Annotated in this window: 11 protein-coding genes; 10 read left to right on the top strand and 1 reads right to left on the bottom strand. The window is 42.1% G+C overall.

What is annotated here, in order from left to right; translation table 11 throughout:
* The first annotated feature begins 57 nt into the window (after nt 1–57).
* From pbpC to rluF, 10 genes are all read left to right on the top strand, one after another.
* Nucleotides 58–2,379 carry a peptidoglycan glycosyltransferase PbpC gene (pbpC, locus tag M1E86_RS12235; RefSeq protein ID WP_213913178.1) on the top strand — a complete coding sequence of 774 codons (2,322 nt, stop codon included), beginning with the start codon at nt 58–60 and terminating at the stop codon, nt 2,377–2,379.
* 277 nt (nt 2,380–2,656) lie between these two features.
* Complete coding sequence (ndk, locus tag M1E86_RS12230; protein ID WP_004264899.1) at nt 2,657–3,082, top strand: nucleoside-diphosphate kinase; 426 nt, start codon at nt 2,657–2,659, stop codon at nt 3,080–3,082.
* 161 nt (nt 3,083–3,243) lie between these two features.
* A complete protein-coding gene (locus tag M1E86_RS12225) occupies nt 3,244–4,425 on the top strand; it encodes a bifunctional tRNA (adenosine(37)-C2)-methyltransferase TrmG/ribosomal RNA large subunit methyltransferase RlmN (protein WP_125892160.1) in 1,182 nt (393 codons plus the stop codon).
* A 202-nt stretch (nt 4,426–4,627) separates the two neighbouring features.
* Nucleotides 4,628–5,572, top strand: coding sequence for a cytoskeleton protein RodZ (gene rodZ / locus M1E86_RS12220; protein ID WP_125892158.1), 945 nt, complete (start codon nt 4,628–4,630; stop codon nt 5,570–5,572).
* 173 nt (nt 5,573–5,745) lie between these two features.
* Nucleotides 5,746–6,864: a flavodoxin-dependent (E)-4-hydroxy-3-methylbut-2-enyl-diphosphate synthase gene (gene ispG, locus M1E86_RS12215; RefSeq protein WP_125892156.1), complete on the top strand. Its 1,119-nt coding sequence runs from the start codon at nt 5,746–5,748 to the stop codon at nt 6,862–6,864.
* A gap of 218 nt (nt 6,865–7,082) precedes the next feature.
* Nucleotides 7,083–8,360, top strand: a complete 1,278-nt coding sequence (gene hisS / locus M1E86_RS12210) for a histidine--tRNA ligase (protein WP_213913180.1) — start codon at nt 7,083–7,085, stop codon at nt 8,358–8,360.
* A 10-nt stretch (nt 8,361–8,370) separates the two neighbouring features.
* Nucleotides 8,371–8,994 carry a YfgM family protein gene (locus M1E86_RS12205; RefSeq protein ID WP_125892152.1) on the top strand — a complete coding sequence of 208 codons (624 nt, stop codon included), beginning with the start codon at nt 8,371–8,373 and terminating at the stop codon, nt 8,992–8,994.
* A gap of 20 nt (nt 8,995–9,014) precedes the next feature.
* Nucleotides 9,015–10,187 carry an outer membrane protein assembly factor BamB gene (bamB, locus tag M1E86_RS12200; RefSeq protein WP_125892150.1) on the top strand — a complete coding sequence of 391 codons (1,173 nt, stop codon included), beginning with the start codon at nt 9,015–9,017 and terminating at the stop codon, nt 10,185–10,187.
* A gap of 130 nt (nt 10,188–10,317) precedes the next feature.
* Nucleotides 10,318–11,796: a ribosome biogenesis GTPase Der gene (gene der, locus M1E86_RS12195; protein ID WP_125892149.1), complete on the top strand. Its 1,479-nt coding sequence runs from the start codon at nt 10,318–10,320 to the stop codon at nt 11,794–11,796.
* Nucleotides 11,797–11,959: 163 nt separating this feature from the next.
* A complete protein-coding gene (gene rluF, locus M1E86_RS12190; protein WP_125892147.1) occupies nt 11,960–12,829 on the top strand; it encodes a 23S rRNA pseudouridine(2604) synthase RluF in 870 nt (289 codons plus the stop codon).
* A 119-nt stretch (nt 12,830–12,948) separates the two neighbouring features.
* Here rluF and M1E86_RS12185 read toward each other — a convergent pair whose 3' ends face one another.
* On the bottom strand, nt 12,949–14,085 hold the full coding sequence (locus M1E86_RS12185; RefSeq protein WP_185746904.1) for a M4 family metallopeptidase: 1,137 nt from the start codon (nt 14,083–14,085) through the stop codon (nt 12,949–12,951).
* Between the last annotated feature and the right edge of the window lie 67 nt (nt 14,086–14,152).

The raw sequence follows: 14,152 nt of genomic DNA, 5'->3' as shown, positions 1-14,152 counted from the left end.
AGCCCTTATATATAAAGTATAAGGGCTCTTTTTAATTTATTTTTGGTACTCCCAGCAATGAAAAAATGGTTACGTCGCACAGGCATCACACTGGTTCTGTTGGTCATTATTTTGCCACTGGCTTTTCTAGCGGCTGATAAAATCTGGCCGTTGCCGCTTAAGCAAATTGAAATGGCACGAACCGTGGTTGCAGCAGATGGTACACCATTGTGGCGCTTTGCAGACAAAGAGGGTATTTGGCGTTTTCCGGTTACACTCGAAGAGGTTTCCCCTGATTTTATCGAAGCGTTATTAACCTATGAAGATCGCCATTTTTATCGTCATCCGGGAGTAAACCCGTTTTCGTTAGTTAGGGCTGCGGGGCAGTTTGTGAGCTCAGGGCGTATTGTGTCAGGTGGTAGTACCCTTTCGATGCAAGTCGCAAGGCTAATTGACCCTCATGAAAGAACATTGGGCGGTAAGCTGAAACAGCTTTGGCGTACAGCACAGCTTGAGTATCACTACTCAAAAGATGAAATATTGGAGATGTATTTAAACCGCGCGCCTTATGGTGGAACCATTGAAGGGATTGGGGCCGCTAGCTGGGTATATTTGAATAAGTCACCGGCAAAATTAACAGCAAGCGAAGCTGCGCTTTTTGCTGTTCTACCTCAAGCCCCTAGTCGTTTAAGGCCAGATCGTTATCCAGAAAGGGCACAAGCTGCTCGAGATAAGGTGTTAGACCGATTAGAAGAATACCAAGTCTGGAGCCCTGAAAAAGTTACGGATATTAAACAAGAACAAATTTGGTTAGCACCGCGAAAAAATCCACATTCAGCTCCCTTGCTGGCAAGGCGGGTGACCAAAGGTGCGCAAGAGTCCATCATTGAAACCACTATCGATGCCAGTTTACAAAGGCAGCTGGAAGATATGGCAATGAATTGGAAAAACCAACTGCCAAAACAAACATCATTGGGGATTTTGGTGGTCGATCATACGGATATGGCTGTGAAAGCGTATATTGGCTCCATTGATTTCCAAGATGATAGCCGTTTTGGGCATGTCGATATGATAAGCGCTTGGCGCTCCCCCGGCTCAACGTTAAAACCATTTTTATACGCATTAGCGATGGATGATGGCCTCATCCACGCGGAATCGTTATTACAAGATGTTCCGCGGCGCTTTAATGATTATCGTCCCGGTAACTTTGACAGTGGTTTTAATGGCCCTGTGAGTGCCAGTGATGCATTAGTTCGCTCCTTGAATTTACCCGTAGTGCAGTTGTTAGACGTGTATGGCAGTAAACGATTTACGGCTCAACTTCGCAATGTTGGGACTGAACTGCGCTTTCCGTTAGGCAGCGAGCCAAATTTATCGCTAATTTTAGGTGGCACAGCCACACGGATGGAAGATTTGGTTTCCGCTTACAGCGCATTTGCGAGAAAAGGTTATGTGTCGCCGCTACGTTTTAAACCAACGGATGAAATTCGCGATAGAGCGCTGATGTCATCGGGAGCCGCGTGGATTGTGCGCCGGATTATGGGCGGAGAGGCGCGTCCTGTACCGGATACTAACTTATCAGGGCAAGTAAATTTGGCATGGAAAACAGGGACCAGTTATGGTTACCGTGATGCGTGGGCAATTGGTGTTAACCCACGTTATACCATCGGTGTTTGGGTTGGGCGGCCAGATGCCACACCTGTTGCAGGGCAGTTAGGTTTTGCTACAGCGATCCCTATCATGAATCAAATAAATGGCATGTTACTGAGCAAAATTTACCAATCTCATGAGCCGTTACCAAAAGATGTGAAGCCTGCAAGTGTAAGCCAAGCGGTGATTTGCTGGCCGGGAGGCACATCATTACTGAAAGATGACAATAATTGCCGCCAAAGGCGTCTTAGCTGGATCTTAGATAATACAATCCCACCGACTTTAATGGCGCGAGACCAAGAGTCACTATTAGGATTAAGACAAAAAATTTGGGTCAATGAAAAAGGGCGCCAAGTTGCCGCTGATTGCCCGAATGCCCAAGAAAAAGAAGTGCATTTATGGCCCATTACGGTGGAGTCATGGTTGCCAAACAGTGAAAAACGGGAGAATCGGTTACCAAAAGTGGATCCAGCTTGTCCTCCTATGAAGTTAGAAATGCCGCCATTATTGATTTCTGGTATCCGTGATGGGGAAGTTTTACAGCGTCTACCTGGAAAAACCAGCTTAGATTTACGTTTAATCACACAAGGTGGACAAGGGCAGAAATGGTGGTTTTTAAATGGAGAACAAGTGAATACAACCGAACAAAACGGTTCTATTTTGCTAACACTGGATAAAAGTGGAAACTACCAAATTTCGGTATTAGATTTAAGTGGCCAAGTAACGGCGATCAGCTTTAGAGTGAAGTAATAGAGGAAAAATGTGACTTACCCGAAAAAATAGTGTTTTTTGCTATAAAAAGTTTAACAAAATGTTGTTGTGACTGTAGGAAATTGTAATCAGAGCCCCTATAATCATCGCCTTATTTTTCTTTTTCCTAGATAGGGTTGCTTTTGAAGTTTAAAAGCCTAACAATAGAATTAGAAATAATATAAAAAACTACAACATGCCTATTTTAAGTTCTTGAATCCTAAGTTACAGGGAAGAATAAAGAATAAAGGCCTAATGAATCGCTAAGAGGTTATTTATGACTGTTCAACGTACATTTTCTATTATTAAACCAAACGCTGTGAAGAAAAACGTTATTGGTGCAATCTACAACCGTTTTGAAAGCGCGGGTTTCACTATTATCGCGGCTAAAATGATGCATTTAACTCGTGAGCAAGCTGAAGGCTTCTACGCTGAACACAAAGGCCGTCCTTTCTTTGAAGGTCTGGTTGAATTCATGACTTCAGGCCCTATTATGCTGCAAGTGTTAGAAGGTGAAAATGCAATCCAACGTCACCGTGACCTGATGGGCGCAACGAACCCAGATAACGCATTAGCGGGTACTTTACGCGCAGATTACGCAGACAGCTTCACTGAAAACGCAACTCACGGTTCAGACTCTGAAGAATCTGCTGCCCGTGAAATCGCTTATTTCTTCACTGCTGATGAAATCTGCCCGCGCTAAGACTTCTTTAACTAATGCATTAGCATTATTGTTATAAAGTTTGTACAATGCGACGCCCTGCTATAATTAGCGGGGCGATTATATTTTTAAGACCGCAAAAATTACGTCGTGCTATATTCATCATTAGCACTGCCGAAAGTGTAACAACGAGGCAATACACCATGTCTGATATGACGACAGATGCACAATGTGCAACTTCTTCCGCTATTTCTGTCACACCAGAAAAAACGAACCAAAAAACGAATTTACTTGATTTAAACCGCAAACAAATGCGCGAATTTTTTGCGCAAATGGGTGAAAAACCGTTCCGCGCTGATCAGGTCATGAAATGGATTTATCATTATTGCTATGATGATTTTGACCAAATGACCGATATTAATAAAGTCCTTAGAGCAAAACTGAAAGAAGTTGCAGAAATCCGTGCGCCAGAAGTCGCTGATGAACAACGTTCATCAGATGGTACCATCAAGTGGGCCATCAAAGTGGGTGACCAACTGGTTGAAACTGTGTATATCCCAGAAGCAGATCGTGCAACATTGTGCGTTTCTTCACAGGTTGGTTGCGCATTGGAATGTAAATTCTGCTCTACGGCGCAACAAGGTTTCAACCGTAACTTACGTGTTTCAGAAATTATTGGTCAGGTTTGGCGTGCTGCCAAAATTATTGGTTCACTGAAATCCAGTGGACGTCGTCCAATTACCAACGTCGTAATGATGGGAATGGGTGAGCCATTATTAAATTTGAATAATGTGGTTCCAGCCATGGAAATTATGTTAGATGACTTCGGTTTTGGGTTATCTAAGCGTCGCGTAACGATTTCAACATCGGGTGTTGTACCTGCACTGGATAAGCTAGGCGATATGATTGATGTTGCGTTAGCGATTTCGTTGCATGCGCCAACAGACGATATTCGCGACGATATTGTTCCAATTAATAAAAAATACAATATTGAAACCTTCCTCAACAGTGTGAATCGTTATTTAACAAAATCGAATGCCAATGCAGGACGAGTAACCGTTGAATATGTGATGTTAGATCACGTTAACGACAGTGTTGAGCAAGCACATCAATTAGCGGAATGTTTAAAAAACACACCGAGCAAAATCAACTTGATCCCATGGAATCCGTTCCCAGGAGCGCCATACGGTAGAAGTTCGAATAGTCGTATTGACCGTTTTTGTAAAGTGTTGATGGGATATGGTTTTACCACAATAGTGCGTAAAACACGCGGTGATGATATCGATGCTGCCTGTGGACAACTTGCTGGCGACGTGATCGACAGAACAAAGCGGACGTTGAAAAAACGTTTAGCAGGGGAACCTATTCAGGTAAAAACAGTCTGATTTATAAATATGTTTGAATCAGTGAATTAGGTTATGATTTAGGGCGTTTTAGAGTTAGGCAAAACGCCTTTGTTCACCTACAATAGTAGAAGCAATAAGAAAAATTTAATTGTTGTTTCAACATGATGATAAATTATTGACGAATAAAGCTGCTCAATGCTTGCTTTATATATTTTAAACTTGGAAATAGTGTTGCCAGCAAATGACTATCGAAAATAATACCGAACAGACTACGACGACAGTCGGACAATTATTGATGCAAGCACGTGAGCGCATGGGGCTAACCCAAGATGTTGTTGCAGAACGATTATGCCTTAAAATCAGTACGGTAAAAGAGATAGAACAAGACATTGCACCCGCTGGTGTCGAACCGACATTTTTACGTGGTTATATTCGCCTTTATGCTCGAATGGTCGGCATACCAGAAAATGAATTAAAGGCGTATCTAAAAACGGAAGAACCTATCACATTAGCCAAAGTTTCTCCTATGCAAAGCTATTCTTTAGGAAAAAAACGTAAAAAGCGTGAAGGTTGGTTAATGAAACTGACTTGGTTGATTGTGATTGTACTGATTGCAATGGTCGGTGTATGGTGGTGGCAAGATCATAACGCACAGAAAAATGAGCTAGTTTCAATGGCAAATCAAAATGATTTGATTTTGTCTCAGCAAGATAACAGCGCAACCCCGGTTGAATTGTCGACTTCAACAGAGATTGTCTCAACTGACACAGCCCCTGTCGTACAGGAAAATACGCTTGAATTACAAGCCCAAGAGCCTGTCTTAACCACAGACACTATTACCGAGCCAGTCAGAACCATTCCATTACCTAATGCACCGCAATCTTCCGTTGCATTAGACAGAACACAAAATACAGAAACGACTGACTCTGTTGCTGTTAGCAGCCAAGCTTTGGTCTTGAACTTTACTGGCCAGTGCTGGTTAGAAATTCGTGATGCGAATAATAAAATCTTATTTAGTGGCACCAAAAATAATGGTGATAAGCTGGAACTTGATGGCCCGCAGCCTTATCGTTTGAACATCGGTGCGCCAGCAAATGTCACGGTACAGTTCCAAGGTAATGACGTTGACTTAAGCCGCTTCATTAAAGCGAAACGTCCGGCAAAATTGAAATTACCTGAAGCCTAAATTAGAAAGACAAAATGAAGCAAACTATATCCGAAAACATCTTTTTTGATAGGCTATGGTTTGTTTTCTTGTGTATAGTTGAGCGTATAAAAATAATCGTTAAAACTATACCTCGGTAGCACAGAGTACCACGGTAACAAAGAGCACATGGACGTTCGGAGAATTAAACAAAAATGCATAATGAATCACCGATAAAAAGACGTAAATCCACTCGTATTAATGTAGGCAGCGTACCAGTAGGCGATGGCGCACCTATCGCTGTCCAGTCAATGACTAATACCCGCACAACTGATGTCGAAGCCACTGTCCGCCAAATTAAATCACTTGAGCGTGTTGGGGTGGATATTGTTCGCGTTTCTGTTCCTACGATGGATGCGGCAGAAGCGTTTAAGTTGATTAAACAGCAAGTTAGTGTTCCTCTGGTGGCTGATATCCATTTTGACTATCGTATTGCATTAAAAGTGGCCGAATACGGTGTTGATTGCTTGCGTATTAACCCAGGTAATATTGGTAGCGAAGAAAGAATTCGCCAAGTGGTTGATTGTGCACGCCATTACAATATTCCTATTCGCATTGGGGTCAATGGTGGTTCCCTTGAAAAAGATATTCAAGAGAAGTATGGCGAACCGACACCTGAAGCCTTAGTTGAGTCAGCAATGCGCCATGTGGATATCTTAGATAGACTGAATTTTGACCAGTTTAAAGTCAGTGTAAAAGCATCAGATGTGTTTCTCGCTGTCGGCTCCTACCGTTTATTAGCGAATAAAATCGATCAACCACTGCATTTAGGGATCACCGAGGCCGGTGGTGCACGTGCAGGCTCAGTAAAATCGGCAATTGGTTTAGGAATGCTACTGTCTGAAGGTATCGGTGATACCTTGCGTATTTCTTTAGCAGCAGACCCGGTTGAAGAGGTTAAAGTCGGTTTTGATATCTTAAAATCACTGCGTATTCGTTCGCGTGGCATTAATTTTATTGCTTGTCCAACGTGTTCACGGCAAGAGTTTGACGTGATAGGTACCGTGAATGAATTAGAGCAGCGTTTAGAAGACATCATTACACCAATGGATGTGTCGATTATTGGTTGTGTGGTTAACGGCCCTGGTGAAGCGGAAGTGTCGACCTTAGGTGTTGCAGGAGCAAAAACCAAGAGCGGTTTTTATGAAGACGGTAAACGTCAAAAAGAGCGCTTTGATAATGACAATATTATCGACCAGTTAGAGGCTAAAATTCGAGCTAAAGCAGCGATGATGGATGAAAGTAGACGGATTGAAGTCAACTTAAAAGATTAATGTTGTCTGTTTAATGCCAAGCGACTTGCAGAGTCGTTTGGCGTATTTAGAACAAACACTATATCAATTATCCGCATTTTTTTCTAAAATCGGTCGCTCACCGTACAAATTGACAGATAAATCCCGATTAGTATCAGTAATTGGTGTTTGTTGATTGAACCAGATGATATTTCGCTCTTATAATCAAACTTATGTAATTCTGAAAATAGAGAAATAAAGTGGGAAAAAATATCCAAGCCATTCGCGGCATGAATGATTACTTGCCAGCTGACACGCGTGTATGGCAGAAAATCGAAGCAACATTAAAAAATATTTTACAGGGTTATGGTTTTAGTGAAATTCGTACCCCGATTGTAGAGCAGACCCCGCTATTTCGCAGAGCGATAGGTGAAGTGACGGATGTCGTTGAAAAAGAAATGTACACTTTCAATGACCGTAATGATGAAAGTCTGACATTACGCCCTGAAAATACCGCAGGTTGTGTCCGTGCCGGTATTGAGCATGGTTTGCTGTACAATCAGGAACAGCGTTTGTGGTATTTAGGCCCTATGTTCCGTTATGAGCGTCCACAAAAAGGTCGTTATCGTCAATTTCACCAGTTAGGGGCTGAAGTTTTTGGGCTTGCTGGCCCGGATATCGATGCCGAAGTGATTTTAATGACAGCGCGCTGGTGGAAAGCGTTAGGTATTAGTGAGCATGTGACATTAGAGCTGAACTCGATTGGCTCATTAGAAGCGCGTGCTAATTACCGTGAGGCTCTAGTTGCTTTCTTAGAACAGCATAAAGACAAGCTGGATGAAGATTGTAAACGCCGGATGTACACAAATCCTCTGCGTGTTTTGGACTCCAAAAATCAAGGCGTTCAGACTTTATTGAATGATGCACCTGAACTGTTTGATTACCTTGATGTCGAATCACGTGAGCACTTTGATGGCTTATGCAAGCTGTTAGAAGCCGCTGGTGTTCAATACCGTGTTAATCAGCGCTTAGTTCGTGGTCTTGACTACTATAACCGCACTGTTTTTGAATGGGTAACAACGGCGTTGGGCTCACAGGGGACAGTTTGCGCGGGTGGCCGTTATGATGGCTTAGTTGAACAATTAGGCGGTCGTGCAACACCTGCGGTAGGTTTTGCCATGGGTATGGAACGCATGGTGTTATTAGTTCAAGAGGTGAATCCTGAATTTACAGCGGATGCTTCAGTGGCTGATGTTTATCTTGCTTCATTTGGCGAAAATAGCCAACAAGCAGCGATATTAGTGGCCGAAAAAGTGCGTGATGCACTACCGACACTGCGGTTAATGACTAACCACGGTGGTGGTAACTTCAAGAAACAATTAGCAAGAGCGGATAAACAAGGCGCTAAAATTGCCCTGATCTTGGGGGAAGATGAAATTCAAAATAATCACGTCACTTTGAAAGATTTACGCACAGGCGTACAAGAAACCATTTCGCAGCAACTTATGGCGTCACGCATCGCCGAGTTATTAGGTTAAGGAGAGACAAGTGGAAGTCTATACAAACGAAAATGATCAAGTCGATGCGATTAAACGCTTCTTTGCGAATAATGGCGTGGCATTAGTTGTTGGCCTCGTAATTGGTGTTGGTGGTGTATTTGGTTGGAACTACTGGCAATCACATAAAATCAATGTACTGCAAGAAAGCGCTCAAAAGTTTGAAGCAGTAAATACTCAGCTACGTTCGGGTTCAGAACAAGGTATTGTTGCAGCACAAAAATTCGCGGCTGAAACTGACGATGTATACAGTGCGATGATGGGTTTAGAGCTTGCGCAAATTGCTGTAGATAAAGGTGATTTAGCTAACGCACAAACTGCTTTGACCAATGCACTAGCGAAGGCAAAAACCGCAGATATGCAAGATTTAATTAACCTGCGTTTAGCGCGAGTCCAATTGGCTCAAGGTAACGCTGATGGCGCGATAGCCTCAGTTGCAAATATTAAAAGTAAATCATGGCAAGCAACGGCACAGGATGTCCGTGGTGATGCTTTACTCCATAAGGGCGATAAAGCAGGTGCGAAAGCGGCTTACGCTCAGGGGTTAGAAAGTGAAGGCTCTCAATCTATTAGAGGTATTTTGACTCTGAAGTTGAACAACGTATCTAATTCATAAGAAGAAAGGAAACGACAAACATGCAGTTGCGCAAAACACTTTTAGTTGGCCTAGTCGCTTCAGCTTTACTTGCCGGTTGTTCCAGCGAAACTGATTCTATTATCATGGCGCCACTTCCACAGGTTGAAAATCAATTCAGCCCATCAATTGTTTGGGATAAATCTGTCGGAAATGGTGTTGAACAATTTTATTCTGAATTATCACCTGCTTGGGACGGTTCAGCGGTTTATGCAGCAGACCGCAAAGGTTTAGTTAAAGCCTTTGAACTCGATAGCGGTAAAGAACTCTGGTCAGTCGATTTATCTAAACGAACAGGTTTTCTTTCTGCTAACTTGTCTGCGTTACTGTCAGGCGGTTTAACTGTTGATGGCGACAAAATCTTTGTGGGTACAGAGCGCGGAACCGTAATTGCTCTGAACAAAGAAGATGGCCAAGTTGTTTGGGATGTCGAAGTTGCAGGTGAAGCCCTCTCTAAACCGGTAGTGAGTAACGATCTTGTTATTATTCACACCAGTAATGGTCAACTGCAAGCTTTAGATGTCAATAGCGGTGAAATCAAATGGACCGTTAACATGGATACTCCATCGTTGTCATTACGTGGTGAATCTGCTCCTGCGGTGGCTTTTGGTGCTGCGATTGTCGGTGGGGATAACGGTCGTGTTAGTGCAGTGCTGTTGTCTCAAGGTCAATTAATTTGGCAACAACGTATTTCGCAAGTGACAAGCTCGACAGAAATCGGCCGCTTAAATGATGTCGATATGACACCAATTATTGATGACGGTAAAGTGTATGCGATTGCTTATAATGGCACATTGGCGGCACTGGATATGCGTTCCGGTCAAATTCTGTGGAAACGTGATTTGGGCTCAATCAATAACATGGTGATGTCTGGTGAAAACCTGTATCTCGTAGATCAAAATGACCGCGTATTATCTGTTCGTAAAAGCGACGGTGTGACGCTATGGACACAGGAAGACCTGTTAAATCGTGGGTTATCGGCGCCAGAAATGTATAATGGTTACCTTGTTGTCGGTGATAAAGAAGGCTACCTGCATTGGTTAGATATGAATACGGGTGGGTTTGTTGCGCAAAACAAACTAAACAGCTCCGGTATTCACAGTCGCCCAGTCGTTGCGAGTGATAAGCTAATGGTTCAGACAAAAAACGGAACAGTTTACCTGTTAACACGTTAATTTTCTGACAAACCGCCAATTTATCGATAAAATCAACGGTTCCTGAAGACAGGAGCCGTTTCGTTTTTTTGTTTTCTGAGTTAAAGCCTCAGAATTCCTTTAGTTAATAAAAGTTGTGAGGCATCTAAGAATGATACCCGTCGTAGCGCTGGTAGGGCGTCCAAACGTAGGAAAATCCACGTTATTTAACCGTTTAACCCGTACCCGTGACGCATTAGTAGCGGACTTTCCCGGTCTGACTCGTGATCGCAAATATGGTCGTGCTGAAGTTGAAGGGCATGAATTCATTATTATCGACACGGGTGGTATCGATGGGACTGAGGAAGGCGTAGAAACGCACATGGCCGCACAGTCCTTGCAAGCCATTGAAGAGGCCGATATTGTTCTGTTTATGGTTGATGCAAGATCTGGGCTAATGCCTGCGGACGAAGGTATTGCCAAACATCTTCGTAGTCGTAAGAAAAAAACGTATTTAGTTGCAAACAAAACAGATGGTATTGATGTCACAACGGCAATTGGGGATTTTTACTCTCTTGGCTTAGGGGAAATTCATCCTATCGCCGCATCACACGGTCGTGGTGTTACTCAGTTAATAGAACAATCGTTGAAACCGTTTATTGGTGAAGTCGAAGAAGACGTTGAGCTGACCGAAGAAGAAGAAAATGCGGCTTATTGGGCTGAATTAGAAGCACAAGGTGAGCTTGATGAAGATGAAGAAGACGACTTTGACCCAACAACTTTACCGATTAAATTAGCCATTGTTGGTCGTCCGAACGTAGGTAAATCCACATTAACCAACCGGATATTGGGTGAAGATAGAGTTATCGTGTTTGATATGCCTGGGACAACCCGTGATAGCATTTATATTCCAATGGAACGCGATGAGCGTGAATATATCCTGATTGACACAGCAGGTGTACGTAAACGCGGTAAAGTCACAGAAACAGTCGAAAAATTTTCTGTAATTAAAACATTACAAGCGATTGAAGATGCGAACGTCGTATTATTAGTTATTGATGCACGTGAAGGTATCTCAGACCAAGATTTGTCTTTACTTGGTTTTATCCTCAATGCGGGACGTTCATTGGTGATTGCGGTCAATAAATGGGACGGTATGAAACCAGAAGATCGCGAACACGTAAAAGACATGCTTGAACTGCGTCTTGGTTTTATTGATTTCGCGCGTATTCACTTTATTTCTGCGCTGCATGGTAGTGGGGTGGGGAACCTATTTGAATCAGTGCAAGAAGCTTACGAGTCAGCAACTCGTCGAGTCGGTACGGCACTGTTAACTCGCATCATGAAGATGGCTGAAGATGAGCACCAGCCACCGCTTATCCGTGGTCGTCGTGTGAAAATGAAATATGCGCATGCAGGTGGGCACAACCCACCGATTGTGGTGATCCACGGTAACCAAGTCTCCGATTTACCCGACAGCTATAAGCGTTATTTGATGAATTACTTCCGTCGTTCATTACAAGTGATGGGAACGCCAATTCGAATTCTGTTTAAAGAGGGTGAAAACCCTTATGCAGATAAGAAAAATAAATTAACGCCAACGCAATTACGTAAGCGTAAACGTTTAATGCAACATATGAAAAAACGTTAGTTAATTAAGGTTTATTAACCTTATAAAAAGCCGTAACAAAATTATGATGTTACGGCTTTTTACTATATTACTGACTTCGAAGGTTTGGAAAATTAACATTGTGCCTGTGCTGCCAAAATAGATAAAAATAGGGCTGCAGGGGGATAAGTAATTGAGGGAAATTATGGATACTCGTTCTTCTACACGTTTAAACAAATATATTAGTGAAAGTGGTATTTGCTCAAGACGTGAAGCTGACCGTTATATTGAGCAAGGTAATGTATTTATTAATGGTAAGCGTGCAGGAATTGGCGACCAAGTTTTTTCGGGTGACGTAGTAAAAGTTAATGGGCAATTAATTGAGCCGCGTAATGAAGAAGATTTAGTGTTAATCGCACTCAATAAGCCTGTCGGTATTGTCAGTACGACGGAGAGTGGCGAAAAAGATAATATTGTTGATTATGTTAATCACAGCACCCGAATTTTCCCAATTGGGCGCTTAGATAAAGACTCTCAAGGGTTAATTTTTCTCACTAACCATGGGGATTTGGTGAATAAAATTTTACGGGCTGGAAACTCTCATGAGAAAGAGTATTTAGTTACCGTCAATAAACCCATTACAGATGATTTTATCCGTGGCATGGGGGCTGGTGTCCCGATCCTCGGTACAATGACTAAAAAATGTAAGGTTAAGAAAGAAGCGCCTTTTGTTTTTAGAATTACGCTTGTGCAAGGGTTAAACCGTCAAATTCGTCGTATGTGTGAGCATTTTGGTTTTGACGTCACTAAACTTGAACGTGTTCGTATCATGAATGTCAGGTTGACTGGTATTCCTGTCGGTGAGTGGCGAGATTTAACGGATGACGAACTGATTGAATTATTTGATATGATGGAAAAATCTGAGTCAGACGTGAAATTGAAAAAGCCAAAGAAATCCACTTCTGCGACTAAAGGGAATACAAAGCAAGCATCGCCAAGTAAACCAAAAGCAAAAACAGAAAACCCGACACGTAAAAAATTTACACAACCAGGTAGAAAAAAGAAAAAACGTTGACGTGCAGGTTTGGTTAATAAGGCTGATTGAAAGAGTTAGCGAATGCTCTTTAATATCGGCCTTTAGTTTTTCAGAAAATGGATCTTAAATAGTTTAATGTTGTCTAGTGATATTGATTACTACAGATTAACTTTCAACCCAACATCTAGCCAACTCTGTTGTGTTTTTTGTGCGATATTATCATCAAACAATTTCTTAGCTGCACGGATCGTTGCATCTGCAAATTCGATGAAGGTCGCCTTCGAGGTTACGCGTTTGTCAGATACGGCCTCAAGCCAAATTTTACCCGCAATATCCCATGTATAGCCGCCAAGGCTTTTGGCTAATAGGTAAAAGGCTTTATTTGGAATGCCTGAATTAATATGTACGCCACCATTATCAATAAAAATAGGTAAATCTTGATATTGAGCCATATGGCCAACTTGTGGATCTCTAATGTCATCAGAAAGATAATAAGCGTCGCCTGGATTTATCATAGAACGCAGTGCAGGCGCATTTATTTGGTCAATAAATAAATTTTCACCAAGCAACCAGCTGGATGTATCCGCGGTTTCATTGTTCAAATATTGCTTCACCATAATCCCAAGTACGTCTGCGACGGACTCATTCAGTGCTCCAGACTGGAAAGAGTATCTAAAATCAGCTTTTGAACTAATAAAACCATGAGCAAGTTCGTGAGCGATTATATCAATGTCGTTATAGAATGGACCAAAAACGATTCCATCCCCGTCACCAAAGAAAATAGCTTGAGAATTCCAAAATGCGTTAGCATAGTTTGTTCCATAATGAATAACCGCATTAATATCAGCAGAACAGCCAAAAATTTGATCAATATTTAATTTTTCCTTAAAAAAGGTGCGAATAACGCCAATTGAATTAAATACTTGCCCCGCGGGTCTTGAGGGTGCTTGAGTGTCGTCTTCGCACATAATGACAGCATAATCATCATGTGGCATATGACTATCAGGAGAAAGCCCTGAACGTTCACAGATTGGTAGGTCGGAATGCCAGTGGTGCTTATATGGAACGGGGACTTGAGCGTCACGAATAAAGCGGTTATAACGCTTTCCTGTTGTATCTATAGGACAAGATGAAAGATTATTGCGATGAAGTAATGCATCTTCATGTGAATAGGTTCGGCTCATAATATCATTGATATGTGTGAGCGTTGATTTTAAGTCATTATGACCTGCTTTAGTTACTAAGTTGGCCAATAAACAAGGTGAGAGTAACGAACGGCCTAAAAATTGATTCATATTATAACTCCATTCAGTTGGGTGAAATGGAATCATAATCTGTTGTGATAATTTTGTAACTAGTTGA

Origin of the sequence: Providencia sp. PROV200, assembly GCF_049901995.1 — a bacterium.
GTDB classification, from domain to species: Bacteria; Pseudomonadota; Gammaproteobacteria; order Enterobacterales; family Enterobacteriaceae; genus Providencia; species Providencia rettgeri_E.
This window is presented reverse-complemented; position numbering and strand designations above follow the sequence as displayed.

What these genes read in the sequence shown, in the direction of transcription:
- ndk (WP_004264899.1), top strand. Translation starts at nt 2,657, where the DNA reads ATGACTGTTCAACGTACATTTTCTATTATTAAACCAAACGCTGTGAAG.
- pbpC (WP_213913178.1), top strand. Translation starts at nt 58, where the DNA reads ATGAAAAAATGGTTACGTCGCACAGGCATCACACTGGTTCTGTTGGTC.
- rluF (WP_125892147.1), top strand. Translation starts at nt 11,960, where the DNA reads ATGGATACTCGTTCTTCTACACGTTTAAACAAATATATTAGTGAAAGT.
- bamB (WP_125892150.1), top strand. Translation starts at nt 9,015, where the DNA reads ATGCAGTTGCGCAAAACACTTTTAGTTGGCCTAGTCGCTTCAGCTTTA.
- der (WP_125892149.1), top strand. Translation starts at nt 10,318, where the DNA reads ATGATACCCGTCGTAGCGCTGGTAGGGCGTCCAAACGTAGGAAAATCC.
- rodZ (WP_125892158.1), top strand. Translation starts at nt 4,628, where the DNA reads ATGACTATCGAAAATAATACCGAACAGACTACGACGACAGTCGGACAA.
- M1E86_RS12185 (WP_185746904.1), bottom strand. Translation starts at nt 14,085, where the DNA reads ATGAATCAATTTTTAGGCCGTTCGTTACTCTCACCTTGTTTATTGGCC.
- ispG (WP_125892156.1), top strand. Translation starts at nt 5,746, where the DNA reads ATGCATAATGAATCACCGATAAAAAGACGTAAATCCACTCGTATTAAT.
- M1E86_RS12225 (WP_125892160.1), top strand. Translation starts at nt 3,244, where the DNA reads ATGTCTGATATGACGACAGATGCACAATGTGCAACTTCTTCCGCTATT.